Raw genomic sequence first — 25,283 nt, forward strand, 5'->3', positions numbered from 1 at the left:
AACGAATCACGACATCCTGTGTCAGGTATTCATCTAGGGTTTTCGGATGCGCGCCGACCGGTTGGTCTCCCTGGTGCTGCTGCTGCGCCAGCGCGGCCGGCTGTCCGCGACCGCGCTGGCCCGCGAGCTGGAGGTGTCCACCCGCACCGTGCTGCGCGACATCGAGGCGCTGTCCGCAGCCGGCGTCCCGGTGCACGCCGAACGCGGCCGGCACGGCGGTTTCGCGCTGCTGCCCGGTTTCCGGACCGAGCTCACCGGACTGAACCACGACGAGGCCCTCGCCCTGCTGGTCGCCGGATCACGGCGCGGCGCGCAGGCGTTCGGCCTCGGCTCGGCGCTCGCTTCGGCCATGCTCAAGGTGGTCGACGCGCTACCCGAAAGCCAACGGGACACCGCGGCCGGCGTGGCCGAGCGACTGCTCATCGACCCCGAGAGCGACCTCCTCTCGCGTCGACTGGTCGCCGAGGAGGTACCCGACCCCGTCGCGGCCGAGGTCCGGCGCGCGGTGTTCGCCGGGCACAAGCTGCGCATCCACTACGCGGCGGTGGGCCGGACGCCGGAATGGCGCACGGTGGACCCGATCGGCCTGGTCACGGTGCGCGAACAGGGCTACCTGCTGGCCACGAGGTCCGGCGCGGACCGCACCTACCGGTTGTCCCGGATCCTGGCCGCCGAGGAACTCGCCGAACCCGCGGAGCGACCGGACCGGGTCGACCTGGACCGGGCCTGGCAGGAGCGCAGCACGCGGTTCCGGACCGGCGGCGACCAGGTCACCGCGCTGGTGCGGGTGGACCCGGCGCGGCGGGAGGCGCTGGTGGGCACCGCGCTGGCCGTCCTCGCCGAAGAAGCCGACGCGGACGGCCGACTGCGGCTGGAGGTGACCTTCCAGGATCCGAGGCACGCCGAGTGGGCGCTGTGGCAGCTCGCCACGAACGCGGAAGCCCTGGCCCCGCAGTGGCTGCGCACCGCCCTGCGCGACCGCGCCGCCGCGATCGCCACCCGCTACGCGGCGACCTCCTGAGCGTCGGAGGACGATTACCGCGCCATGCTGGGGAGCCCGTCGAGGCACCCACCCCGACGCCCGCCTCCCGCTGCCACCGGTCAGCCCTGGGCGAGGTCGGCGAAGCGGCTGTAGTGGAGTTGGTGTGCCACCGTGATGGTGGCGGTGGGGCCGGCCCGGTGCTTGGCGATGATCAGGTCCGCTTCGCCGGCCCTCGGGTCGTCGCGCTCCCAGGCGTCGGGGCGGTTGATCAGGATCACCATGTCGGCGTCCTGCTCCAGCGAGCCCGACTCGCGCAGGTCGGACAGCTGGGGGCGCTTGTCGGTGCGCTGTTCCGGGCCTCGGTTGAGCTGGCTGATGGCGATGACCGGGACTTCGAGCTCCTTCGCGATGAGCTTGAGGTTCCGGGAGAACTCGGAGACCTCCTGCTGGCGGGACTCGCTGCGCTTGCCCGACGACATCAGCTGAAGGTAGTCGACCACGACCAGGCGCAGGTCGTGGCGCTGCTTGAGCCGCCTCGCCTTCGCCCTGATCTCCATCATGGTCAGGTTGGGCGAGTCGTCCACGAACAGCGGCGCCTCGCTGATCTCGCTCATCCGCCGGGCCAGCCTGGTCCAGTCGTCGTCGCTCATCCGGCCACCGCGCATGTCGCCCAGCCGGATGCGCGCCTCGGCCGACAGCATGCGCATCACGATCTCCGTGCGGCTCATCTCCAGCGAGAAGATCGCGCTGGTCAGACCGTGCTTCACCGAGCACGACCGGGCGAAGTCCAGGCCCAGGGTGGACTTGCCGACGCCGGGGCGCGCCGCGACGATGATCATCTGGCCGGGGTGCAGGCCGTTGGTCAGCTCGTCCAGGTCGGCGAAGCCCGTCGGGATGCCCAGGGACGAGCCGCCCCGGGACGCGATGGCGTCGATCTCGTCCATGGTGGGCTGGAGCAGCTCCTCCAGCACCACGTAGTCCTCGGTGGTGCGCCGCTCGGTCACCTCGTAGATGGCCGCCTGCGCCCGGTCCACCACCTCGTCCACGTCGGCGCCCTCCGCGCCGTTGTAGCCGAGCTGCACGATCCGGGTGCCCGCCTCCACCAGCCGGCGCAGCACGGCCTTCTCCGCCACGATCTCGGCGTAGTAGGACGCGTTGGCGGCGGTCGGCACGGTCGCGATCAGGGTGTGCAGGTACGGCGCGCCACCGACCCGCAGCAGTTCGCCGCGGCGCTCCAGCTCGGCCGACACGGTGATCGGGTCGGCGGGCTCGCCGCGCCCGTAGAGGTCCAGCACGCAGTCGTACACGGCCTGGTGCGCGGGCCGGTAGAAGTCGTTGGGGGCGAGCACTTCGACGACGTCGGCGATGGCGTCCTTGCTCAGCAGCATCCCGCCCAGCACGGACTGCTCCGCCGCCAGGTCCTGTGGCGGCTGCCGTTCGAAACCGGGCTCGGCCATACCCCGGTCGTCCACCAGCGCCACCGCGCACTCACCCCAATCCTCTCGTGTGCCAAGTTCTACCTCGCGGGTACGACAATTTCCGCGAGCCACGCTCAGCGACCTCGCGGACGCTAGAGGCCCCCGGATGGCGCAGGCAAACGACCCTGGGGATAGACCGGTGGACAGCCTGGGGATGGTTGCGGCGGGTTGGCCACAGTGTGCTGGAAAGCTGTGGACAACCTGGGTACAACTCGGCCTGTGACGGAAGTTTCCGCTGGTCAGACCCTGTGGATAACTGTGTGGAAAAGTCCTTGGTCACACCCCGGCGTGTCGCGTGTAACCGCCTGCGCGGCGTGTCGCGACCGACCCGTCACAGCGGGTTGTCCACAGCCGGATGTGCAGAAGCGCCGCCCGACCGGAGTATCCGGCCGGACGGCGCTCCCGGCGTCGAATCGCGGGTGGGACTCAGCCCGCGGCAGCGACCTCGACGGCCAGCGACACGGTGACCTCGGGGTGCAGGCGCACCGAAACGGTGTGCTTGCCCAGGGTCTTGATGTGCCCGCCGATCTCGACCGCGCGCTTGTCCAGCGCCGGACCACCGGCGTTGCGCACGGCGGACACGACGTCGGACGAGGTGACCGAGCCGAACAGCTTCTTCGAGCCGACGGCGGCCTTCGCCTTGAGCGTCACGGAACCCAGGCCCTCCAGCGAGGACTTGATCTCCTTGGCGTGGTCCAGGTCGCGGACCCGGCGGGTCTCCTGCGCGCGGCGGATGACCTCGACCTGCTTGGCCGCGCCCTTGGTGGCGAGGATCGCCAGGCCGCGGGGCAGCAGGTAGTTGCGGCCGTAGCCGTCCTTGACCTCGACGATGTCGCCGGGGCCACCGAGGCCGCTGACGTCAGCGGTGAGGATGAGCTTCACGGTGTCTCCCCTTTCTCAGCGAGCGGTCGAGGTGTAGGGCAGCAGCGCCATCTCGCGGGCGTTCTTGACCGCGACCGCGACGTCGCGCTGGTGCTGCGAGCAGTTGCCGGTCACCCGGCGGGCGCGGATCTTGCCCCGGTCCGAGATGTACTTCCGGAGCAGGGTGGTGTCCTTGTAGTCGATCGCGTGCGCATTGCGGTCCTTGCAGAACGCGCAGACCTTCTTCTTGGGCTTGCGCACAGGCGGCTTGGCCATGTGGTTACTCCTGGGATCACGCGGTGAGGTAAGGGGTGCGGTCTAGAAGGGGGGCTCGTCGGAGAAGCCGCCGCCGGAACCCGCCGGGGGCGCGGAGCCCCAGGGGTCGTCGGCCGGGGCGCCACCGCCACCGCCGCCACCGCCACGAGACTGGCCGCCGCCGCCGAAGCCGCCGCCGCCGTCTCCACGGCTGACCTTGTTGACCTTCGCGGTCGCGTACCGCAGCGAGGGGCCGATCTCGTCGACCTCCAGCTCGATGACGGTGCGCTTCTCGCCTTCCTTCGTCTCGAAGGAACGCTGGCGCAGGCGCCCGGACACGAGCACGCGCGAACCGCGGGTGAGCGACTCGGCCACGTTCTCCGCGACCTGGCGCCACACGTTGCACCGCAGGAACAGCGCCTCCCCGTCCTTCCACTCGCCGCTCTGGCGGTCGAAGGTCCGGGGCGTGGAGGCGACCGTGAAGCTCGCCACCGCGGCGCCGGACTGGGTGAAGCGCAGTTCGGGATCGGCGGTCAGGTTTCCGACCACCGTGATCGTCGTCTCGCCAGCCATGTCGGGAGGGCTCCTAAGCCTTGACGGCCGCGGCCTTGGCGGGCTCGCGACGCAGGACCTTGGTCCGGAGCACCGTCTCCTGAAGGCCGAGCTGGCGGTCCAGCTCCTTCACCGCGTCCGGGGTCGAGGTCAGGTCGAGCACCGCGTAGATGCCCTCGGTGTTCTTGTTGATCTCGAAGCTCAGCCGGCGCTTGCCCCACACCTCGACCTTCTCGACGTTGCCGCCCGTGGTGCGGATGACGTTGAGGAAAGTGTCGAGCGAGGGCGCAATGGTGCGCTCGTCGAGACTGGGGTCCAGGATGACCATGACTTCGTAATGACGCATGAAGACCACTCACCTCCTGTGGACTCGGCGGCCACGGACTTTCCGTGGCAGGAGGGGTCGTTGCGTCAGCAACCCGCAGAGGTTAGCAAACAGCCCCCGGCGCACCGCGTCCGGGGGCTGTGCGAGCAGCGGGAACGGGCTAGGCGACGGCCCGGCGCAGCACCCAGGTGCGGACCAGCGCGCCGGTCACGCAGGACAGCGCCAGCACGGCCAGCAGCACGGGGGCCGCCACGCCGCCGCCCACCCGGCCGGTGCCGGGGAGCGCCTGCGCGCGGCCCGCGGTCTGCACGCCGTCGGTGTCCGTGCCGGGCAGCCCGTAGCCGGGCCGGTAGCCGGGGACGCCGCCGCCGTACCGCACGCCCGGCGACGGGGAGAACTGACCGGGCATCGCGAACGGCAGCGAGCCGTAGCTGAACAGCGGCACCCGGCCGAAGTTCCCGCCGAACGGGTTGGCGCCGTACAGCGGCAGGTCCAGGCCGCCCACGCCGCCGACCGGCGTGAAGCCGCCCGCCTGGCCGTCGCCGGGCCGGCCGGTGCCGGGCGTGCCGCCGGGCTGTCCGGTGCCGGGCTGACCGGCGGGTGGCGGGGTGCCGGGGTTCGGCGACGGCTTGCCGCCGGGCAGGTCCGGCAGCCGGCCGGTGGCCTGCTGCGACGCGTCCGCGACCGCCTTGGAGCCGTCCTGCACGGGCGCCGCGACGGCGTTCACGCCGGTCACCGTCACGCCGCAGAGCTTGGTCAAGCCGGCCTGCACGCTGTGGGTCAGCGTGGTGATGATCGGCCCGAGCAGCGGGATCTTGTTCAGCTCCGCGACGACCTTGTTCGCGATGTCGCCTCCGCTGATCACGCCGGTCCCGGTGGGGATCGCGCCGATCGGGATGGGCGGCAGGGCGGTGAACGTGGCGCGGAACGGCTCCGCCAGCGGCGGGCCGAGCAGCGGCACCGCCCGGACCAGGTCGACCACCGGCTGCACGACGGCCGCCGGGCTCAGCGACACCGGGGTGCCGGGTGCGCCCTGGACCGCGGTGGCACAGCTGCCGACCACCACGGGTTCGGCCGCGTCGGCGGTGCCCGCACCGACCGCACCGACCGCGAACACCACGGCCGCCGCGCCCAACAGCCGGGTGAGTCGGGTCCGCATGTCTGGCCTCCCTGGCCTGCCTCCGCGCCGTTTCCTACTTACAAGTAACGAGCGTAGGGCCTAGTGGTGACGTGAGTCATGTCCCCTTTTCACATTTTCCGTATCGCCGGTCAGGCCCGCCGCGTTGCAGCGCCCGACTACTCTGCACAGTCATGCGCATCGGAGCCCACGTCCGGGACGACGACCCGCTGGGCGCCGCAGCCGCTCGCGGGGCCGAGGTCGTCCAGTTCTTCCTCGCCGACCCCCAGGGGTGGAAGGCGCCCAAACCGCACCCCCAGACCGATCAGCTGCTGGCCTCCGACCTGGACGTGTTCGTCCACGCGCCGTACCTGGCGAACGTCGCGTCGCTGAACAACCGGATCCGCATCCCGTCCCGCAAGATGGTCCTCCAGCACGCCGAGGCCGCGGCCAAGGTCGGCGCCAAGGGCCTGATCGTGCACGGCGGCCACGTCGCCAAGGGCGAGGACCCGGCCGAGGGCATCGCGAACTGGCGCAAGATGTTCGAGCGGCAGGCCAAGGACGGCGGCTTCGCGGTCCCGATCCTGATCGAGAACACCGCGGGCGGCGAGAACGCGATGGCCCGCACCTTCGACATGCTCGGCCGGCTGTGGGACGCGGTGGGCGAGTTCGGCGCCGGGTTCTGCCTGGACACCTGCCACGCGTTCGCCTCCGGTGAGGACCTGGTGGGCATCGTGGACCGGGTCAGGGCCATCACCGGCCGGATCGACCTGGTGCACCTGAACAGCTCGCGGGACGAGTTCGGCTCCGCCCGTGACCGGCACGCCAACATCGCGTCGGGCACCATCGACCCGGAGCAGCTGGTCGCGGTGGTCGCCGCGGCGGGCTCGCCGGCGCTGGTCGAGACACCGGACGAGGGGCAGGCGGAGGACATCGCGTTCCTCCGCGAGCACCTGGGTCGGTGAGCGTGACGCGGGAGGTGGCGGCCGTGCCCGAGCGGGTGTCGGGGCGGCGGTCGCAGCGGTTCGGCCGTTCCGCGCTGGCCGCGCTCGTCCTCCTGTGCGGGCTCACCCTGCTGCTCGGGTTCGCGAACAAGGACCGCTGCACCGGACCGTCGTTCGACCAGTGGGGCCGCAGCGCGCCGGACTACGAGGAGCGCAACAAGGCCGAGGTCTGCTACTCGGACATCCAGCACCTGTGGATCGGCCGGGACGTGGACCGGCACGTGTTCCCGTACGTCAACGGCGGCATCAGCAGCAAGGGCGTGCTGGTCGGCGGCACGGTCGAGTACCCGGTGCTGACCGGCCTGCTGATCTGGGCCGGCGCCGTCTTCGCCCACAACGACGCGTCCTTCCTGCTGTTCTCCGCGCTGCTGATGGCCCCGTTCGGGCTGGCCACGGCCTGGCTGCTGGGCAAGCTGAGCGGCCGGCGCGCGCTGCTGTGGGCGATCGGGCCGCCGATGGTGCTCTACGCGTTCCACAACTGGGACCTGCCGGTCGCGTTCTGCGCGGTGGCCGCGGTGTACGTGGTGCACCGGGGCTGGGGGCGCACGCCGAGACCGCTGATCGACCGGGCGGTGGTCGCCGCCGTGCTGCTCGGCCTCGGGTTCGCGTTCAAGATCTACCCGGCGGCGTTCGTGCTGCCGCTGTGCCTCTACGTGCTGACCGGCGGGCGCGACGGCCTGGAGGGCCGCAAGTACGACTGGCAGGGCGCGGTGAAGGTCGCGCTGGCGTCGGTCGTCACGGTGGTGCTGGTCAACCTGCCGTTCGCGGTGGTCGGGTTCGCGGGCTGGCAGGCCTCCTTCACGTTCCAGCAGCTGCGCCGGGTGGACATCACCACCAACTCGATCTGGTTCTGGTCGATGCGCCCGTTCATGCCGGACGAGACCATGCAGGCGCTGGCCGGCGTCCTGTCGCCGCTGGGCATCCTGGCCTCGTTCGCGCTGGCCTGCTGGATCGGCTGGCGGCGGTTCCGGCGCGAGGGCGTCTACCCGTGGGTGCCGGTGTCGGCGGCCATGCTGTGCGGGTTCCTGCTGCTGCACAAGGTGCACTCGCCGCAGTACACGCTGTGGCTGGTGCCGATGTTCGTGCTGCTGCGCATCCCGCTGGGCTGGGTGTACGCGTACTTCGTGGTGGACATCGCGATGGGCATCGGCATCTTCCGCTGGTACTACGCGATCGAGTTCGGCCAGCCGTCCGGCATCTACGACGGCTTCTCCGCGCAGGCGGTGGTGATCGGCGTGTGGGGCCGGGCCGCGCTGCTCGCGGCGCTGTTCTTCGTGTTCCTGAGATCACAGGTGACGTTCCGGGACCGGCCGCTGGACCGGCTCCCGGCCACGGCGGAGGCGAAAGCTTGACCGAACCCCGGTTCCTGGTCACGACCCGGACCGCGTACGACACCGTGGCGGTGGACTACGAGGCGCTGCTGCGGGACGACCTGGCCGGCAACACCATGGACCGGGCGATGCTCGGCGCGTTCGCCGAGCTGACCGCCGGGTCCGGGCCGGTGGCCGACATCGGCTGCGGACCCGGCCGGATCACCACCCACCTGGCGGGCCTCGGCTTGGACGTGTTCGGCATCGACCTGTCCCCGGCGATGGTCGCGGTGGCCCGCGCCCGGTACCCGGAGCTGCGGTTCGAGGTGGGCTCGATGACCGACCTGGACCTGCCCGACGGCGGCCTGGGCGGCGTGGTGGCGTGGTACTCGGTCATCCACATCCCGCCGGACCTCCGGCCGGAGGTGTTCGTCGGGTTCCACCGCGTGCTCGCGCCCGGCGGGCACCTGCTGATGGCGTTCCAGGCGGGCGACGAGCGCCGCGACCACACCGAGGCCTACGGCCACGAGATCACCTTGACGGGGTACCGCCTGCCGCCGGACGGGATCGCCTCGCTGCTGGTCGAGACCGGGTTCGAGGTGCGCGCGACGCTCATCCGCGCACCCGAGCCGCTGCGCGAGAAGGCGCCGCAGGCCTACCTCCTGGCCCGCAAGCCGGTCGACGCCTGACGCACCGCTCCCGTCAGACCCGGACCGGCTCCGCCGCCTCCGCGCGCCGGCCGACGCGCAGCACCCGCCTGTCCGGCGCACCGTCCAGGAACCCGCCGCACGGGTCGTCGTCGCCCGCCCGGCGCACCAGGTCCAGCGACGGCCGGTAAACCTCCCGGACGACGAGCACGCACAGCGCGACCACCGCGATGTCGCGCAGCACCACCGCGCCCAGGAACCAGTCGATCGGCAGCCCCTTGTTCTCCGTGCCCAGGTAGAAGTACATCCGGGGCACCCAGACCAGCGCGTCCACCGCCATCCACGCCAGCAGCAGCTTCCAGCGCGGCAGCGCCAGCACGGCCAGCGGGACCAGCCACAGCGAGTACTGCGGGCTCCACACCTTGTTCGTCAGCAGGAACGCCGCCACCACCAGGAAGCCCAGCTGCGCCAGCCGCGGCCGGGTCGGGGCGGACAGCGCCACGAACCCGATCGCCGCGCAGCACACCAGGAACAGCACCGCGCTCACCGTGTTGAGCACCTCGGGCGCCTGCCCCTGCACCAGCCCCGGGTCGAAGCCCGGCCAGCCGGTCCACTGCGCGACCACGTTGTACAGCGAGTCCGGGTCGACCCCACGCTCGGTGTTGAGCCGGAAGAACTCCCGCCACCCGGCCGGGTACAGGTAGGCGATCGGCGCGTTCACCGCCACCCACGTCGCCAGCGTGGTGCCCAACGTGGTCAGCCCGGCGCGCATCCGGTCCGAGCGCCAGCACAGCAGCAGCAACGGCCCGAGCAGGAACAGCGGGTACAGCTTCGCCGCGCCGCCCAGCCCCAGCAGCACGCCCGCCAGCACCGGCTTCTTGCGCGCCCAGGCCAACATGCCCGCCGTCGCGAACGCCGTCGCCAACGTGTCGAAGTTGGTGAACGCGTGCACCACCACCAACGGCGACACCGCGACCATCGCCGCGTCCCACGGCCGCCGCCGGGCCAGCCGCAGCACCGCCCACGTGGTCACCAGCCACGCCAGTGCCAGCCACAGCGCGGTGATGTTGAAGTACACGATGACCGTCATCGGGTTCGGCAGCCAGCCGGTCTCCGCGATCCGCGTCCAGCCCTGCGCCATCCGCGCGTTCAGCCACTGGAACACGCCGGTCAGCACCGGGTACTCCATGTACCGGACGTGCGCGGTCGGCTTGCCCTCGTCGTCCACCCAGGACGTCTTGTAGGGGAACGTCTCGGGCTTGTCCAGGCGTTCCGCCGTGTACAGCGGCACGGTGTCCGAGTAGCACATGGCGGTGAACTGCTTGCTGCCCCGCCAGTCCAGCTGCACGGCCCCGTTCGCGTCGGTGTACTGCTGCACGCACGGCGACTTCTGCACCCAGGCGAACGCGAGCGTCACCACGGCCAGCAGCAGCACCACCCTCAGCGGCGTCCAGAACCACTGCCTGCCGACCACGGCGTGCCTGCCGATCGGCCCGCCGAACGGCTTGGCCGCCGCCCGTGCCAGCGGTTCGGTCCACGTGGGGTACACGCGCTCTTCGGGGCTGAGCGAATCGGTGTCGTCGGCGTCCGCCGTCGTGTGCTGCGAAGGGCTGGCCACGTGCCGGATGCTACGGGCAGAGGTCGACGGTCGTGGTGAAGATCCCGCTGTCCGTCAGGTCGCCGGCCACCGGGCTTCGCACCTACGCAGCGGGCGTACCAGGTGGTCCGGTCCCATCCGGACCCTCCGACGTGTTACGACGACCGCGAAAAACGGCGAGGCACGCGGGTTTCCGCGTGCCTCGCCGTCCGCCTGCCGACCGCTATCTCGTCGGTGGACTCCCGCCCCCGATGGGGTTGGGATTGGGGTTGGGCTCCGTCACGGACGTCGTCGTGGTCTGGCACCGCAGGCCCACGCACGTCGTGGTGCGCGGCGGTTGCGTCGTCGTCGTCTCGTCGCGGGTCGGCTTCGTCGGCGTGGTGGTCTGGGTCACCTCGTCGTCCTTCTTCGGCGGCGTCGTGGTGGTCGGGACGATCTTCGGCGCTTCGATCTCGCCGATCGGCTTGGGCTTCGGGAACTTGTCCATCGGCGCGCCGGCCATGGCCTTGTCCATGAAGGTCTTCCAGATCTTGCCCGGGACGCCACTGCCGTAGATGTCGTCGCCGTCCTTGTCGACCAGCGCGACGTTGCCCGCGTCGGTGCCCACCCACACGCCGGAGGCCAGCGTCGGGGTGTAGCCCACCATCCACGCCTTGGCGTTCCTGGTGCTGTTGGCGAGTTCGTGGGTACCGGTCTTGCCGGCGCACTCGCGCCTGTCGGCGCAGGCGATCTTGCCCGACGGGATCGCCTTCAGCACGTCGGTGACGTTGTCCGCGATGTCCTGGCTCTTCTGCGGGTCCGGGTCGAAGGCCGGCCGGGTGACGTCGGCGTGCGTGTAGAGCGTCTCGCCCTCGGCGTTGGTGATCTTCGAGACGAAGTACGGCTCGTGGTAGACGCCGCGCGCCGCGAACGTCGCGTAGGTCGACGTCATGTCGAACGGCCGGACCAGCGTCTGGCCACCGCCGATGGAGATGTTGCCGTCCGGCTGGCCGCCGCTCTCCGAGACCAGCAGCTGCCGCGGCTTGCCCTCGATCTTGACCTCGCGCGGGATGCCCGCCTGGTGCGCGGCCTCCGCGACGTTGCCGGTGCCCAGCCGGATCGCCATGTCGAAGAACACGGTGTTGACCGACTTGACCATCGCCTCGCGCACGCTGCACTGCCTCGGGCTCGCGCAGGCGACGCCGGGTGAGTTGCGGACCGGGTTGTTCTCGCCACGGCCGGGGAAGGTCCGCGGCGAACTGCCGTCGTAGAGCTTGCCCGCGCCCTCGCCCTTCTGGAGCGCGGCGACGAAGTCGAACGGCTTGAACGACGAGCCGGGCTCCTGGAGGGTGCCCTTCTGGTAGTCGATGCCGCTTCCGTCACCGCCCCAGTACGCCAGCACCGCGCCGGTGTTCGGGTCGATCGCCGACATGGACGTCCTCAGCTCGGCGGGCTGGCCCTCCATCACCTCCTGCACCGCTTCCTCGGCGGAGGTCTGCATCTTCGGGTCGATCGTGGTGTGCACCACCGCACCGGTCTTCTGGGTGCGGTCGAGCGTCCACTTGTTCTCCGCCAGCTCGGCTTCGACCTGCATCCGGAGGAACAGCCGCGGCCCGTCCAGACCGTCGGACTGCGTCTCGGCCAGCGGCCGGATCGGCGGCTGCTTCTCGTTGTCCCGATAGGCCTGGTCGATCCAGTTGAACTTGAGCAGCTGGTCCATCACGTAGTCCCAGCGCTCTTTGACGTACGCGGGCTCCTCGGACCGGCCGGGGCTCTGGATCATGCCGGCGATCTGCGCGGCCTCGGCCTGCGTGAGGTCGTTGAGGTTGTCCTTGTTGAAGTAGACCTTCGCGGCCTCCTTCACGCCGTACGCCGACCGACCGAAGTAGATCGTGTTCAGGTAGGCGGTCAGGATGTCCTTCTTCTCCTGCTGCTCGGACATCTTGTAGGCCTTGACGACCTCGGTGAACTTCCGGCTCAGCGTGCCCTGGTCCTCGTCGGTCGCCTGCTTGACGTACTGCTGGGTGAGGCCGGAGCCACCGCTGTCGCGGTCGGTCGCCTGGTACCAGACGGCGCGCGCGATGGCGGTGAAGTCGAAGCCGGGGTTCGTCTCGAAGGTCGGGTCCTCGGCCGCGAACACCGCCTTCTTCAGCGTGTCGGGCAGGTCCTCGTACTTGACCAGGGTCCGGTTGGCGCCGGACGGGGCGATCTTGGTCATCACCGACTTGTCGGAGTACAGGATGGTGATCGCCTTGGCCTGGTCGAAGGCGAGCTGCTCCGGGTTCGGCACGTCCACCAGCTGGTAGGCGATGGCGAACGCGACGATCGGGCCGATGATCATCAGGAACAGGCCGACGTAGGAGACCCGCCGCACCCGCCGCCAGATCTTCTTGCGGCGCACGGCTTTCACCTCCTCCTCGGTCGGCTCGTCGTCGTCGTAGTCGTCGTCCTCGTAGAACGGCTCCAGCGCGACCTCGTCCTCGCGGTGGGTGAGCAGTTCGGGCTCGCGGGCCACCGTCTGGTGCACCGGGGGCAGCAGGTCGGTCGGCTCCTCGCCGGGCCTGCGCGCACCGCCGGGGCCGGTGGGCGCACCGGGTCCGCCCACCGGGGGACGACCGGGCGGCGGCGGGCCGCCGTCGGGGCCGGGCCGGCGGACGCCGCCGGGAGGGGTGTTGGGCCGGACCGGGCCGCGCGGCACCTGCCGCGTCGCGTTCGGGTCGGCGTTGGCCGCACTCGGCACACCGGGGCCGCCCGCGCCGGGACCGTTGCCTGGGCCGCCGGCGCCGGGACCGCCCGCACGAGGAGCCGGACCGCCGGGACCGCCGCGACCGGGGACGCCGTCGCCGGGGCCGCCGCGTCGGCCGCCGGGGCCGTCCGGGGGTCCGGCGGGACGGTTCGGCTCCGGGGCGCGCCGCCTGCCGCCGGCCTGCGGGATGCCACCCGGCGGGGTGCCCTGGGGCAGGCCGCCCGGAGGCGTGCCCATGCCCTGCGGGATGCCACCCTGCGGGATGCCACCCTGCGGGATGCCACCCTGAGGGATGCCACCCGGTGGCGTGCCCTGCGGGATGCCGCCGGGTGGCGTGCCCGGCGGACGGCCTACCGGCGGCGGTCCGCCGGCCGGGGGCCGGGGGAGCCCACCGGGGGGCGTGCCGTGGCGGGGACCGCCCTGCGGGCGTGCGAAACCACCTGGCGGGGTGTTCGGACGCTCCGGCTGATCCCCGGCACCTCTGCGTGGTGGGTGCGCGCCACCGTCCGGGTCCTCCCCGGTCGGCCACTGCGGCTCCGCGCCACGGTGCCTGTCGTCATGCTGGTCGTTCACGAAAAAGCCTCCCAGACCGGCGTGCCGTCGCACGCGGTTCGGTGGTCGTACGCCGCCGCTCGGGTGAGCGGCGCCCGTGGTCGGAGAACGTTCACTCCGCCGCGGTCCTCCTCCGCGGCTTCCGAGAGTTCAGGCCACGTGTTCCCAGGACGTATGACTGCACCAGGTGGTTCCAACTGCATGTGCGGCAAACCTCCACCACGTACACGGTGAACTCCTCGAAGAGGTTCGCCATGCGGGTGAGCTCGTCGACGGTGCGCGCGGAGCCGGCCGCGTGCTTGAGCTCGTCGCCGTAGACCCAGGACACCAGGGTCAGGGGTTCCTTGCGGCACACCGGGCAGGTCACGTCGCTCGGCCGACCGTGGAACTTCGCAGCTCGCAGCAGGTACGGGTTCGCGTCGCAGACCTCCATCGTGCCCACTCGGCCCGCGTAGACCTCCGCCAGCAGCGCTCGGCGCTGCAGGGCGTAGTCCACCACCTGCCGTTGGGTCAGCACGGGACCAGAGTACGTGGCGGCCCAACCCCCTCGTTGGGCCGTTCAGGGCAGTGGCCGTGATCACGGTGTGACCTGGTGCGCCGCGCCACATCTCAAGTCGTGGGCAGATGTATCGCACCGATATGATGGACAGACCCATCGGCGGCGAGTGCGAGGAGGTGTCGCGTGCTGGAGTTCGCGATCCTCGGGCTGCTGCACGAGGCCCCGATGCACGGCTACGAGCTGCGCAAGCGCTTGCACGAGCTGCTGGGCGCTTTCCGCGCGTTCTCCTACGGGACGCTGTACCCCACGCTGCGCCGGTTGCAACGCGAGGGGTGGATCGTCGAGGAGGCGCCGGAGGACGTCCGGTCCTGGGGCCGCCGCGCGCGCAAGGTCTACGAGCTCACCGCGGAGGGCAAGGAGCGGTTCGCCGACCTGCTGGCCAACGCGGGCCCCCAGACGTGGGACGACGACTCGTTCGGCGTCCACCTGGCGTTCTTCTCCCGGACCCCGGCGGAGATCCGGATGCGGATCCTCGAAGGCAGGCGCAGGCGGGTCGAGGAGCGGCGGGAGGGGCTGCGGACGACTTTATCGAGCGCGGGCGAGCGGATCGACCGCTACACGCGCGAGCTGCACCGCATGGGGCTGGACAGCACCGAGCGCGAGGTGCGGTGGCTCAACGAGCTGATCGCGCACGAGCAGGCCGAACAGCGCGAGCGGGACGAATAGCCCACTGGGCACTGACGTAGAAACAAGAAGGAGGACTCGGCATGGGCGACAACCGCCGCACCGTTCGAGTGGCCATTGTCGGGGTCGGCAACTGCGCGGCGTCGCTGGTGCAGGGCGTCCACTACTACCGCGATGCCGATCCGAGCACCCGGGTGCCCGGTCTGATGCACGTCGAGTTCGGCGACTACCACGTGCGCGACGTGGAGTTCGTGGCCGCGTTCGACGTGGACGCCAAGAAGGTCGGCGTCGACCTGTCCGAGGCGATCGGTGCCAGCGAGAACAACACGATCAAGATCACCGACGTGCCGCCGCTGGGCGTCACCGTGCAGCGCGGGCACACCTTCGACGGCCTGGGCCGGTTCTACCGGGAGACCATCGAGGAGTCCGACGAGCGGCCGGTGGACGTGGCGCAGGCGCTGCGCGACGCCGAGGTCGACGTGCTGGTCTCGTACCTGCCGGTGGGCTCGGAGGAGGCGGACCGGTACTACGCGCAGGCCGCCATCGACGCGCGGGTGGCGTTCGTCAACGCGCTGCCGGTGTTCATCGCGTCGGACCCGGAGTGGGCGCGCAAGTTCGAGGAGGCCGGCGTCCCGATCGTCGGCGACGACATCAAGTCCCAGGTCGGCGCGACCATCACGCACCGCGTGCTGGCCAAGCTGTTCGAGGACCGGGGCGTCCAGCTCGACCGCACCATGCAGCTGAACGTGGGCGGCAACATGGACTTCCTGAACATGAAGGAGCTGGAGCGCCTGGAGTCCAAGAAGGTCTCCAAGACGCAGGCGGTCACCTCGCAGGTGGACCGGGAGCTCGGCAAGCGGAACGTGCACATCGGGCCGTCGGACTACGTGGCCTGGCTGGACGACCGCAAGTGGGCGTACGTGCGGCTGGAGGGCCGGGCGTTCGGCGACGTGCCGCTGAACCTGGAGTACAAGCTGGAGGTGTGGGACTCGCCGAACTCGGCGGGGATCATCATCGACGCGGTGCGGGCGGCGAAGATCGCGCTGGACCGGGGCATCGGCGGACCGATCCTGTCGGCGTCGTCGTACTTCATGAAGTCGCCGCCGGTGCAGTACTCGGACTCGGCGGCGCACGAGGCCGTGGAGGCGTTCATCCGCGGCGACGTGGAGCGCTGACCGGCACCGCGCCCGTGCGGAGGTGCGAACCCCCGCGCCCGCCTCATCAGGCCGGGCGCGGGGGTTTTCCGCGACCGTGCTCCCGCGGGTGCGTGCTCGGTGATCCGTCGTCCAGCGAGATGTCCACCCGGTCGGGAAACGCGCGGTCAGACGGTGGTCGTGGTGGCGCGGTGCGGTCGGCGGCGTCCCCCACATGTCCGATGTCGGTACCACTCACAGGAGTGGGTGCCGCCGGTGGGGTAACAGGTCTCCTCACCGACCGCAGCACACCGCCCATGATCGTGTTTGTGCTGGTCAGCGAGCTTCCGGAGAGAGCGGTAGACACAGTGGGCACCGAGGTTCTCCAGCCTCGCCAGTCCTGTTTCCCCCGCTAGGAAGGGATCCCGCTGATGGTGTCCACCACTCTTCGCCTCGCCCTGGTCGCACCGGTTCTCGCCTTGTCCGCCGTGCTCGCTCCCGTCGCCCTCGCGCAGGCCACCCCGGCGGTGCCCGGCGCGGCCGAACCGGTGCCCCCGCAGCCCGCGATCACCCGATGTGACGCCCCCAACGTCTGCGTCTGGACGCGGTCCCAGGGCCTGGGCACCGGATGGCAGACCACGAAGACCGGCTGTATCAACACGCCGTGGCCGGCGTTCTCGGTGAGCAACCAGTCCAACAAGACCGTCCGCTTCTACGAGGGTCAGAACTGCAACCCCAGGACCAACAACTTCGTGTTGAACCCCAAGACGTACAGCGACTACGCCGGTGGCCTCAAGACCGGCGTCAAGAGCTTCTTCGTACCGAAATAGGGTTCGGGACGGCGCTGCGGCGCTCGGTGACGATCCGCGCCGGTGCCTTACTCGGACGTACAACCCCCTGCGTCTGCCTGGTTGGTCAGGTTGGGCGCGGGGGGATTCGGTGGTGACCCGCTGCGCTGCGCAGTCGGCCGCCACCGGTTGATCACCCCTTCGGTCCACCGGGCCCGGTACCCGGCCGAGGGGTGGTGTCACCCGGACGGCCGGAGGCCAGCGCCGCCGGCAGGTCGGCGAGCGAGCGCAACACCGTGACCTGCGCCAACACCTCCGCATCCGGCGGGAAGTGCGGGTTGGGCACGGCGTAGACGGTCATGTCGGCGGCCAGGGCGGCGCGCAGGCCGTTGGTCGAGTCCTCCACGGCCGCGCAGCCCGAAGCGCCCACCCCGAGCTTCGACGCCGCCAGCAGGTACACGTCCGGAGCGGGCTTGCCCGCTCCGGCCTCCTCGCTCGACACGGCCACCGGCACCAGGTCGGTCAGGTCGGTGGCGGCCAGGAAGGATGCGATCAGCACCGGCGGGGACGAGCTGGCGATCGCGACCGGGTACTCCGCCGCGACCGCGCGCACCACCGACACGGCACCCGGCAGCACGGGCGGGCTGGTTTCGTAGCGGCGGGCCATCTCGCTGACGACACCGGCCGCCACCTCGTCCGGGGAAAGTCGCACGCCGACCGATGTCACCAGGTACGACGCCCACTCCGGGGTGCTCATCCCCTGCATCGCACGGGTCGAGTCGGGCAGCCACGCGCCGCCGTGCGCCGCCGCGAAGGACTGCCGCACCTCGTCCCACATGGTCTCGGAGTCCACGAGCACGCCGTCCAGGTCGAACACCACCGCATCCACACCCCGAACCGTAGTGTGAGCGCACTTACTTAGCTACACTAACCAATTACGGTTAGGATAGCTAAGTGAATTTCCTCGACCAACCCCGCCAGGTGTGGGTCACGGCGTTCGCCGCGGTGATCGCGTTCATGGGCATCGGGCTCGTCGACCCGATCCTGTTGTCGATCGCGGAAGGCCTGCACGCCACGCCGTCGCAAGTCACCCTGCTGTTCTCCTCCTACCTCGGCGTCCAGGTCCTCGCCATGCTGTTCACCGGCGCGGCCAGTGCGAAGTACGGCGCGAAGCGCACGCTGGTCGCCGGTCTCGCCCTGATCGTCGTCGCCACCGCGCTCTGCTCGCTCGCCTCGAACATCACCCAGCTGGTCGGCCTGCGCGCCGTCTGGGGCCTGGGCAACGCCTTCTTCATCGCCACCGCGCTCAGCGTCATCGTCGGCGCGGCCACCGGCGGCCAGGGCAAGGCGATCCTGCTCTACGAAGCCGCCCTCGGCCTCGGCCTCTCGGTGGGGCCGCTGCTCGGGGCGCTGCTGGGCAGCTTCTCCTGGCGCGGACCGTTCATCGGCACGGCCGTCCTGATGGCCGTCGCGCTCATCCTGTGCACGGTCTTCCTCGCCAACGACAAGCCGCGGCACTCGATCCGCCTGCTGGACCCGTTGAAGGCCCTCAAGCACCACGGTCTGCTGCGCACGGCCCTCAGTTCGGCCCTCTACACCGCGGCGTTCTTCGCGGTCCTGGCGTGGTCGCCGTTCGTGCTCCGTTGGGGCGCGGTGGAGATCGGGCTCGTCTTCTTCGGCTGGGGCCTGGGCGTCGCGGTGTCCAGCGTGCTGCTCGCGCCGAAGCTGGCCGATCGCTTCGGGGAACGCCGCACGACCATCGCCGCCGTTCTCGCGTTCGCGGTGCTCATGCTGGTCATGGCGATCCCGAGCAAGCCGCTGCTGGTGGTCGCGGTGATCGTCAGCGGTGTGGTGAGCGGGTTGTTGAACACGCTGTTCACCGGCACCGCGATGAGCATCAGCCCGGCTCCGCGGCCGGTCGCGAGCGCGGGCTACAACTTCCTGCGCTGGCTCGGCGGCGCGCTGGCGGCGACGTTCGTCAGCCACCTCGCCCAGCCGTTCGTGGTCGCCGCGGTGTGCTGCGCGCTGGCCGCCGGGCTGCTCGCGGTCGGGCGCACCGAGGAGAGCCCGATCACGGGGGCGGACGTGCTCGTCGGTGAAGAAGTCGTGGCTTGACGGGTAGTGGGTTAACAACGAGTGAACGCCGGCCTACGGTCAGTTGATCCGAACTGACCGTAGGAGGCGCGGACGTGCGACACCTTCCCCTACTGGCCGACCACCCACCCGGCCGTGCGGCTGTCACCTGCGAGTACCGGTGCGGTGACGCGTGCTTCCACGACGCGCCGAACACGTCGGACAACCCGTACTTCGGCGACCTGCTCACCCGCCGCACGGCGATCAAGGCAGGTGTCGTGGTCGCCGCCCTCGCCGGAACCGCGACCCCGGCCGCCGCCGCACCGGACTCGGCCCCGAACCCGGTGCGGAACGCCGAATCGACCGCAGCGCCGACCGCGCCGCCGAACGGCAAGGCGCGCGGCCTCGACTTCAGGCCGGTCCGACCGAACACCGAGGACGCGGTGGTCGTCCCCGACGGCTACCGGCAGGCGATCGTGATCCGATGGGGCGACCCGCTGTTCCCGGACGCCCCCGCCTTCGACTTCGACCACCAGACCGCCGCCGCGCAAGCCCGCCAGTTCGGGTTCAACTGCGACTTCGCCGCGCTGCTCCCGCTGGACACGTTGGGCCGCACCAACCTCCTGGTCACCAACCACGAGTACACCAGCGAGAGCTTCATGTTCCGCGGCTACGACCCCGCGAACCCCACCCGCGAGCAGGTCGAGATCGCGTGGGCCGCGCACGGGCTGTCCGTCGTGCGGGTGGACCACGACAACGGCCGCCTCAAGCCGAAGTTCTCCCGCCACAACCGCCGCATCACCCTCACCACCCCGTTCGAGGTGCGCGGACCGGCGGCCGGCTCGGACCTGCTCAAGACCTCCGCCGACCCGACCGGCCGCACCGTCCTCGGGACCATGAACAACTGCGCGGGCGGCGTCACGCCGTGGGGCACGATCCTGTCCGGCGAGGAGAACTTCAACCAGTACTTCGCCAACGCCGGCACGGATCCGCGCCGCGCCCGCTACGGCATCACCGCCGGCACCACGACCCGCAAGTGGGAGCGGTTCGATCGGCGCTTCGACCTCGCGCAGGAACCCAATGAGGCCAACAGGTTCGGCTGGGTGGTCGAACTCGACCCGAACGACCCGGAGTCCACGCCGGTCAAGCACACCGCGCTGGGCCGCTTCAAGCACGAGTGCGCGAACGTTCGCATCGCACGCGACGGCCGCGTGGTCGCGTACTCCGGCGACGACGAGCGCTTCGAGTACGTCTACAAGTTCGTCTCCACCGGCAAGGTCCGCAGGGGCGACAGCAGATCCGCCCGCCGGCACAACATGGCGCTGCTGGACGACGGCACGCTCTACGTCGCCCGCTTCACCGGCGACAGCCCGCCCGAGGAGATCGACGGCACCGGGAAGCTGCCGAGCGACGAGGAGTTCGACGGCCGTGGCGAGTGGATCCCGTTGGCCCGAGGCGACCGGTCGTTCGTCGCGGGCATGACCGCCGAGGAGGTCTACGTGTTCACGCGCCTGGCCGCCGACGAGGTGGGCGCGACCAGGATGGACCGCCCGGAGGACATCCAGACCCACCCGCACACCGGCACGGTCTACTGCGCGCTCAGCAACAACGTCGACCGGGGCAAGCCGGGCAAGGAAGGCGCGACCGAGCCGAACCCGCGCGTGTTCAACAAGCACGGCCAGGTGCTGGAGCTCACCGAACGCGGCGGCGACGCGCTCGCGCTGACGTTCCACTGGAACCTGCTGCTGGTGTGCGGAGACCCCGAGGACCCGAACACCTACTTCGCGGGCTACGACAAGTCGCGGGTCTCGCCGATCTCCAGCCCGGACAACGTGGCGTTCGACCGGCACGGCAACCTGTGGATCTCCACCGACTCGGCGGGCGCGTTGAACGGCCTCAACGACGGCCTGTACGGGATGCCGCTGCACGGCCCGGAACGCGGTCACCTCAAGCTCTTCCTCACCGTGCCGCGCGGCGCGGAGACCTGCGGGCCGGTGATCGGGGAGCGGGTCGTCACCGTCTGCGTGCAGCACCCCGGCGAACTGGACGGGGCCAGTGCGGACGACCCCGCCTCGCACTGGCCGGACGGCGGCGGCTCGCAGCCGCGGCCATCCGTCGTAGCGGTCTGGCGGGACGGCCGCATCGGCGACTGACACGTGCCGTGACCAGCCGGTTCCGGTCGGCAAGGGGTAGAGGTGTTCGCTTGTCGTTCACCTCGACGTCCGCTGGATGAGTGGTTACCGACCTACGGTCGCCCAGTTCCCACTGAGCGATCTCGGAGGTCCGCGTGTCCTCATCCACCGATCGGGGCCGGCGCCTGCTGCCCCTGTTGCCCAACCACCCCCTTGGGCGGTCGGCGATCACCTGCAAGTACCGCTGCGGCGACGCCTGCGCGCACGAGGCTCCCAACACGTCCGGCAACGCCTACTTCGGTGACGTCGTGGGCGAGGTCGTGCGCCGGCGCGGCCTGCTCAAGGCGGGCGCGGTGCTCGCCGTCGCGGGCGCGGGCGTCGGGCTCGTCGGTGCGGGCACGGCCGCCGCCGCGCCGGAGGTCGAAGCGGACCGCGACCTGGGCGGTGGCCGCCGCCGCGACGGCTTGAACTTCACGCCGGTCGCGCCGAACACCGAGGACCGGGTCGTCACGCCGGAGGGCTACGAGTCGGCGGTCGTGATCCGCTGGGGCGACCCGGTGCTGCCCGGCGCGCCCGCGTTCGACTTCGACCGGCAGACGCCCGCCGCGCAGGCCAAGCAGTTCGGCTACAACAACGACTTCTGCGGTCTGGTCCCGCTCAACCACTGGAACCGCTGGCTCATGGTGAGCAACCACGAGTACACCACCGAGGAGTTCCTGTTCAAGAACTGGGACGCCGCCAACCCGACGCGTGAGCAGACCGAGATCGCGTGGGCCGCGCACGGCCTGTCCGTCGTGCTCGTCGAGCGCGACCACCGCAGCGGCAAGCTGGTGCCGAAGGTGGACCGCCACTACAACCGCCGCATCACCGCCACCTCGGAGTTCAGGGTGACCGGCCCGGCGGCGGGTTCGCAGTACCTGAAGACCTCCGCCGACCCGACCGGCACGAAGGTGCTGGGCACGCTGAACAACTGCGCGGGCGGCGTGACGCCGTGGGGCACGATCCTGTCCGGCGAGGAGAACTTCAACCAGTACTTCGCCAACGCGGGCAGCGTCACCGACCCGGTGCAGAAGGCGCGGCTGGCGCGTTACGGCCTGTCCGGCGCGGCCAGCACCCGCAAGTGGGAGCGGTTCGACAAGCGCTTCGACGTGGCGCAGGAACCCAACGAGCCCAACAGGTTCGGCTGGGTCGTCGAGATCGACCCGCTCGACCCGAACTCGACGCCGGTCAAGCACACCGCGTTGGGGCGCTTCAAGCACGAGGGTGCGAACGTCATCATCGCCCGTGACGGCCGGGTCGTCGCGTACATGGGTGACGACGAGCGGTTCGACTACATGTACAAGTTCGTGTCGGACGAGCGGTACAAGCCGGGCAACAGCCGCTACGCCCGTGAGCACAACAAGAAGCTGCTCGACCGCGGCACCCTGTACGTCGCGAGGTTCTCCGGTGACAGCCCGGTCGCCGAGATCGACGGCACCGGCGAGCTCCCGGCGGACGGCGAGTTCGACGGCACCGGCCAGTGGATCCCGCTCGCGTCCGGCAACCGGTCCTTCGTGGACGGTTTCACCGCGGAAGAGGTCTACGTCTTCACCCGTCAGGCGGCGGACAAGGCCGGCGCGACCAAGATGGACCGCCCGGAGGACGTCGAGCCCAACCCCCGCAACCGCCGCGTCTACGCGGCCCTGACGAACAACACCGACCGCGGCAAGGCGGGCAAGGAAGGCCCCACCGAGCCGAACCCGCGCGTGAACAACCGGCACGGCCACGTGCTGGAGCTCGAAGAGCGGCGCGGCGACAACACCGCGCTCACGTTCTCGTGGAAGCTGCTGCTGGTCTGCGGCGACCCGGCCTCCCCCGACACGTACTTCGGCGGCTACGACAAGACCCAGGTGTCGCCCATCTCGTGCCCCGACAACGTGGCGTTCGACTCCCACGGCAACCTCTGGATCTCCACCGACGGCAACGCGCTGAAGTCCAACGACGGCCTGTTCGCCGTGCCGGTGGAGGGCAGGTACCGAGGCCGCGTCAAGCAGTTCCTCACCGTGCCCAAGGGTGCGGAGACCTGCGGCCCGGTCGTCCAGGACGAGTTCGTCCTGGTCTCGGTCCAGCACCCGGGCGAGATCGACGGCGCGTCCGCGGCCAACCCGCTCTCCCACTGGCCGGACGGCGGCACCTCCCAGCCGCGGCCGGCCGTGGTGGTGGCGTGGAAGAAGGACAAGGGCCGGATCTGCGGCTGATCACCGCCCGCACGATGCCGGCCACCGCGAGCGCCGCCGAGCGCCGTCGGCACCGCTGAGCAGCGCGGACCGTCGCCGACGAGCCGGGCAGGCCACCGAGCCTGTCCGGCTCGCCGGTCGGTGGGGCGGTCGGCGGGGTGGTCTGCGGGGGCGGTCGGCTGGCCGGTCGGTGCGGCGTTCTGCGGGGCGGTCGGCTGGCCGGTCGGTGGGCCGATCTGTGGGCCAATCTGTGGGGGCGGGCTGCGGCGCGGACTGCGACGCGGTCGGTTGGGCGGCTGCGGGGCCGTCGGCTGGGCGGCCGCGGGGGCGTTCGGCGGAGTGGTCTCCTAGGGTCCAGCCATGACCGATCGACCCGTAGCACTGATCACCGGCGCGTCCCGAGGCATCGGGCTGGCCGTCGCCAAGCGGCTCGCCGCCACCCACGACCTGCTGCTCGGCGGTCGTGACGCCGAGGCCCTGGCCGAAGCCGCCGGACTGCCCGGCGCGCAGCCCTGGCCGGTCGAGCTGACCGACGCCGACGCCCTCGCCGAGGCCACCGCGCAGCTCTCCCGGCTGGACGTGCTGGTGCACAGCGCGGGCATCGCCGAACTCGGCCCGCTGGCCGACACCACCGCCGACACCTGGCGGCGGACGTTCGAGCTGAACGTGGTCGCGGTCGCCGAACTGACCCGCCTGACGTTGCCGCTCCTCCGCGCCGCCGAAGGCCACGTGGTCCTGATCAACTCCGGCGCCGGTCTGCGCGCGAACCCCGACTGGGGTGTCTACGCCGCCAGCAAGTTCGCCCTGCGGGCCTACGCGGACGTCCTGCGCGCCGAGGAGACGGCGCTCCGCGTCACCTCGATCCACCCCGGCCGCGTGGCCACCGACATGCAGCGCGGTGTGCGGACCCAGGAAGACGGCGACTACCAGCCGGACCAGTACCTCACCGCCGACTCCGTGGCGAAGGCGGTCCTCGCCGCTGTGCGGGCAGACGAGGACGCGCACGTCACGGAGATCGTCGTCCGACCACGCCCCCGCTAACGCAGTCGACGGGACACCGCCGCGACCCCCGCCTGGGCCTCACGCCGGTCCACGCGGGTGGTCTCACCGTCGGCCACCACCTGTTCCCCGGCCACCCACACGTCCTTGACCCGACGCGTGCCGGACGCCCACACGAGGTTCGCCAGCACCTGCTCGTCGGGTCCGTCCAGCCCGGTCGCGAAAGCCGGGTCGTCGACGTCCACGTGCACGACGTCGCCCCAGTGCCCGACCTCCAGCGCACCCAGGTCGTCCCGCCCCAACGCCGCCGCCCCGCCGCGCGTGGCCAGCAGCAACGCGTCCGCCGCGCGCATGGCCGTGGCGTCCATCGACGTGACGCGGGCCAGCAACGCCGCCAGCCGGGCCTCCTCGAACAGGTCCAGGTCGTCGTTCGACGCCGGCCCGTCCGTGCCCAGCCCGACGGGCACCCCGGCGTCGAGGTACCCGCGCAACGGCGCGATCCCGGACGCGAGCTTGGTGTTCGACCCGGGGCAGTGCGCCACACCCACGCGGTGCTTGGCGTAGATGGCGATGTCCTCCGCCGACAGGTGCACCGAGTGCGCCGACAGCACCCGCCCACCGAGCACCCCGGCCTCCTCCAGCAACCGGGGCACGGAGCCGTGGGAAGCCCGCTGCGCCTGGTCCTCCTCGGGGGACTCGGCCACGTGGATCTGCAGCAGCGCCCCGCGCTCCCGCGCCTCACCCGCGACGGTGGCCAGCGCGTCGGGTGCCAGCAGGTACGCCGAGTGCGGCCCGTAGGACAGCTCGATCCGCTCGTGCGGCCCGAAACGCAGCCCGTCGGCGTCGATCCACCGCGTGATCTCGTCCGTCATCGGCCGCCACGGCATCCCCGGCAGCTCCATGATCGCCGCGCCGAACAGCACGCGCGACCCGGCCTTCAGCACGGCGTCGGTGAGTTCCGCGCCGTGGTAGTACATCTCCGCGCTGGTCGTGACGCCGTTCCGCAGCATCTCCACCGCGCCCAGCAGCATCCCCGCGCCGATGTCCGCCGGCGTCATCTTCGCCTCGGCGGGCCACATCGCCTCCCGCAGCCACCGCAGCAGCGGCAGGTCCCCGCCCAGGCCCCGCAGCACCACCATGGGGCTGTGCGCGTGGGCGTTCACCAAGCCGGGCAACAGGATCCCGGTCAACGTCCGGACTTCGCCGTCGAACGCGGGGGCGTCGGCGGCGGCACCGACGTACGCCACCCGGCCGTCCACGACGTCGACGACCGCGTCCCGCAGCACGGTGCAGGACGGATCACACGGCAGGACCACGGGAGCGTGCAGGCGCAGCGACATGGCCCCGATCCTGC

General features: G+C 71.1%; 22 protein-coding genes. 11 read left to right on the forward strand and 11 right to left on the reverse strand.

Annotation, left to right across the window (positions count from 1 at the left end; all coding sequences use genetic code 11):
* Nucleotides 1–46: 46 nt before the first annotated feature.
* Nucleotides 47–1,021, forward strand: coding sequence for a helix-turn-helix transcriptional regulator (locus tag FHS29_RS35155; RefSeq protein ID WP_184698846.1), 975 nt, complete (start codon nt 47–49; stop codon nt 1,019–1,021).
* A gap of 80 nt (nt 1,022–1,101) precedes the next feature.
* Here FHS29_RS35155 and dnaB read toward each other — a convergent pair whose 3' ends face one another.
* The 6 genes from dnaB to FHS29_RS35185 form a co-directional block, all read right to left on the reverse strand.
* Nucleotides 1,102–2,463 (reverse strand): replicative DNA helicase, encoded by a 1,362-nt coding sequence (gene dnaB / locus FHS29_RS35160; protein WP_372443301.1) that lies wholly within the window; start codon nt 2,461–2,463, stop codon nt 1,102–1,104.
* Between the two features lie 423 nt (nt 2,464–2,886).
* Nucleotides 2,887–3,342 carry a 50S ribosomal protein L9 gene (gene rplI, locus FHS29_RS35165; RefSeq protein WP_184698848.1) on the reverse strand — a complete coding sequence of 152 codons (456 nt, stop codon included), beginning with the start codon at nt 3,340–3,342 and terminating at the stop codon, nt 2,887–2,889.
* 15 nt (nt 3,343–3,357) lie between these two features.
* Nucleotides 3,358–3,597: a 30S ribosomal protein S18 gene (gene rpsR, locus FHS29_RS35170; RefSeq protein ID WP_015105786.1), complete on the reverse strand. Its 240-nt coding sequence runs from the start codon at nt 3,595–3,597 to the stop codon at nt 3,358–3,360.
* A 42-nt stretch (nt 3,598–3,639) separates the two neighbouring features.
* The gene (locus tag FHS29_RS35175; protein WP_184698849.1) at nt 3,640–4,149 is read right to left on the reverse strand and encodes a single-stranded DNA-binding protein; all 510 of its coding nucleotides are present in this window, start codon (nt 4,147–4,149) and stop codon (nt 3,640–3,642) included.
* A gap of 13 nt (nt 4,150–4,162) precedes the next feature.
* Nucleotides 4,163–4,474: a 30S ribosomal protein S6 gene (gene rpsF, locus FHS29_RS35180; RefSeq protein ID WP_184698851.1), complete on the reverse strand. Its 312-nt coding sequence runs from the start codon at nt 4,472–4,474 to the stop codon at nt 4,163–4,165.
* Between the two features lie 139 nt (nt 4,475–4,613).
* Nucleotides 4,614–5,612, reverse strand: a complete 999-nt coding sequence (locus FHS29_RS35185) for a hypothetical protein (RefSeq protein ID WP_184698853.1) — start codon at nt 5,610–5,612, stop codon at nt 4,614–4,616.
* Between the two features lie 152 nt (nt 5,613–5,764).
* On the opposite strand from FHS29_RS35185, the gene FHS29_RS35190 reads away from it, so the two are divergent.
* Genes FHS29_RS35190 through FHS29_RS35200 form a run of 3 tightly spaced genes read left to right on the forward strand, consistent with a single transcriptional unit; the run spans nt 5,765 to nt 8,573 of the window.
* A complete protein-coding gene (locus FHS29_RS35190; RefSeq protein WP_184698855.1) occupies nt 5,765–6,535 on the forward strand; it encodes a deoxyribonuclease IV in 771 nt (256 codons plus the stop codon).
* Nucleotides 6,532–7,926 (forward strand): glycosyltransferase family 87 protein, encoded by a 1,395-nt coding sequence (locus FHS29_RS35195; RefSeq protein WP_184698857.1) that lies wholly within the window; start codon nt 6,532–6,534, stop codon nt 7,924–7,926. Before FHS29_RS35190 ends, FHS29_RS35195 begins: the two co-directional genes overlap by 4 nt.
* Nucleotides 7,923–8,573, forward strand: a complete 651-nt coding sequence (locus FHS29_RS35200; protein ID WP_184698859.1) for a class I SAM-dependent DNA methyltransferase — start codon at nt 7,923–7,925, stop codon at nt 8,571–8,573. Before FHS29_RS35195 ends, FHS29_RS35200 begins: the two co-directional genes overlap by 4 nt.
* Before the next feature lie 13 nt (nt 8,574–8,586).
* Here the strand turns inward: FHS29_RS35200 and FHS29_RS35205 are convergent, their stop codons facing one another.
* The 3 genes from FHS29_RS35205 to FHS29_RS35215 all read right to left on the reverse strand — a co-directional run bounded on the left by FHS29_RS35205 (nt 8,587) and on the right by FHS29_RS35215 (nt 13,922).
* Nucleotides 8,587–10,149 (reverse strand): glycosyltransferase family 87 protein, encoded by a 1,563-nt coding sequence (locus FHS29_RS35205; protein WP_184698860.1) that lies wholly within the window; start codon nt 10,147–10,149, stop codon nt 8,587–8,589.
* 202 nt (nt 10,150–10,351) lie between these two features.
* Nucleotides 10,352–13,090, reverse strand: a complete 2,739-nt coding sequence (locus FHS29_RS35210) for a transglycosylase domain-containing protein (RefSeq protein ID WP_246441195.1) — start codon at nt 13,088–13,090, stop codon at nt 10,352–10,354.
* Between the two features lie 427 nt (nt 13,091–13,517).
* Nucleotides 13,518–13,922, reverse strand: coding sequence for a DUF5318 domain-containing protein (locus tag FHS29_RS35215; protein WP_184698862.1), 405 nt, complete (start codon nt 13,920–13,922; stop codon nt 13,518–13,520).
* A gap of 165 nt (nt 13,923–14,087) precedes the next feature.
* Here FHS29_RS35215 and FHS29_RS35220 point away from each other — a divergent pair, with 165 nt between their 5' ends.
* The 3 genes from FHS29_RS35220 (at nt 14,088) to FHS29_RS35230 (ending at nt 16,551) form a co-directional block, all read left to right on the forward strand.
* Nucleotides 14,088–14,630 carry a PadR family transcriptional regulator gene (locus FHS29_RS35220; protein ID WP_184698864.1) on the forward strand — a complete coding sequence of 181 codons (543 nt, stop codon included), beginning with the start codon at nt 14,088–14,090 and terminating at the stop codon, nt 14,628–14,630.
* 41 nt (nt 14,631–14,671) lie between these two features.
* Complete coding sequence (locus FHS29_RS35225) at nt 14,672–15,763, forward strand: inositol-3-phosphate synthase (protein ID WP_184698866.1); 1,092 nt, start codon at nt 14,672–14,674, stop codon at nt 15,761–15,763.
* 392 nt (nt 15,764–16,155) lie between these two features.
* Entirely contained in the window at nt 16,156–16,551 is a 396-nt protein-coding gene (locus FHS29_RS35230) for a peptidase inhibitor family I36 protein (protein ID WP_184698868.1), read from the forward strand.
* Between the two features lie 151 nt (nt 16,552–16,702).
* Here the strand turns inward: FHS29_RS35230 and FHS29_RS35235 are convergent, their stop codons facing one another.
* The gene (locus tag FHS29_RS35235) at nt 16,703–17,398 is read right to left on the reverse strand and encodes an HAD family hydrolase (RefSeq protein ID WP_184698870.1); all 696 of its coding nucleotides are present in this window, start codon (nt 17,396–17,398) and stop codon (nt 16,703–16,705) included.
* A 65-nt stretch (nt 17,399–17,463) separates the two neighbouring features.
* Between FHS29_RS35235 and FHS29_RS35240 the strand changes: the two genes are divergently transcribed.
* The 4 genes from FHS29_RS35240 (at nt 17,464) to FHS29_RS35255 (ending at nt 23,971) form a co-directional block, all read left to right on the forward strand.
* A complete protein-coding gene (locus tag FHS29_RS35240; RefSeq protein ID WP_184698872.1) occupies nt 17,464–18,624 on the forward strand; it encodes an MFS transporter in 1,161 nt (386 codons plus the stop codon).
* A 74-nt stretch (nt 18,625–18,698) separates the two neighbouring features.
* Nucleotides 18,699–20,735, forward strand: a complete 2,037-nt coding sequence (locus FHS29_RS35245) for a PhoX family protein (RefSeq protein WP_184698874.1) — start codon at nt 18,699–18,701, stop codon at nt 20,733–20,735.
* Nucleotides 20,736–20,869: 134 nt separating this feature from the next.
* Complete coding sequence (locus FHS29_RS35250) at nt 20,870–22,951, forward strand: PhoX family protein (RefSeq protein WP_184698876.1); 2,082 nt, start codon at nt 20,870–20,872, stop codon at nt 22,949–22,951.
* A gap of 339 nt (nt 22,952–23,290) precedes the next feature.
* Nucleotides 23,291–23,971: an SDR family oxidoreductase gene (locus tag FHS29_RS35255; protein ID WP_184698878.1), complete on the forward strand. Its 681-nt coding sequence runs from the start codon at nt 23,291–23,293 to the stop codon at nt 23,969–23,971.
* Here FHS29_RS35255 and FHS29_RS35260 read toward each other — a convergent pair.
* Nucleotides 23,968–25,269 (reverse strand): amidohydrolase family protein, encoded by a 1,302-nt coding sequence (locus tag FHS29_RS35260; protein WP_184698880.1) that lies wholly within the window; start codon nt 25,267–25,269, stop codon nt 23,968–23,970. The two genes, FHS29_RS35255 and FHS29_RS35260, sit on opposite strands and share 4 nt — an antisense overlap.
* Nucleotides 25,270–25,283: the final 14 nt, after the last annotated feature.

The sequence above is a fragment of the Saccharothrix tamanrassetensis genome, assembly GCF_014203665.1.
Classification (GTDB): Bacteria; Actinomycetota; Actinomycetes; order Mycobacteriales; family Pseudonocardiaceae; genus Actinosynnema; species Actinosynnema tamanrassetense.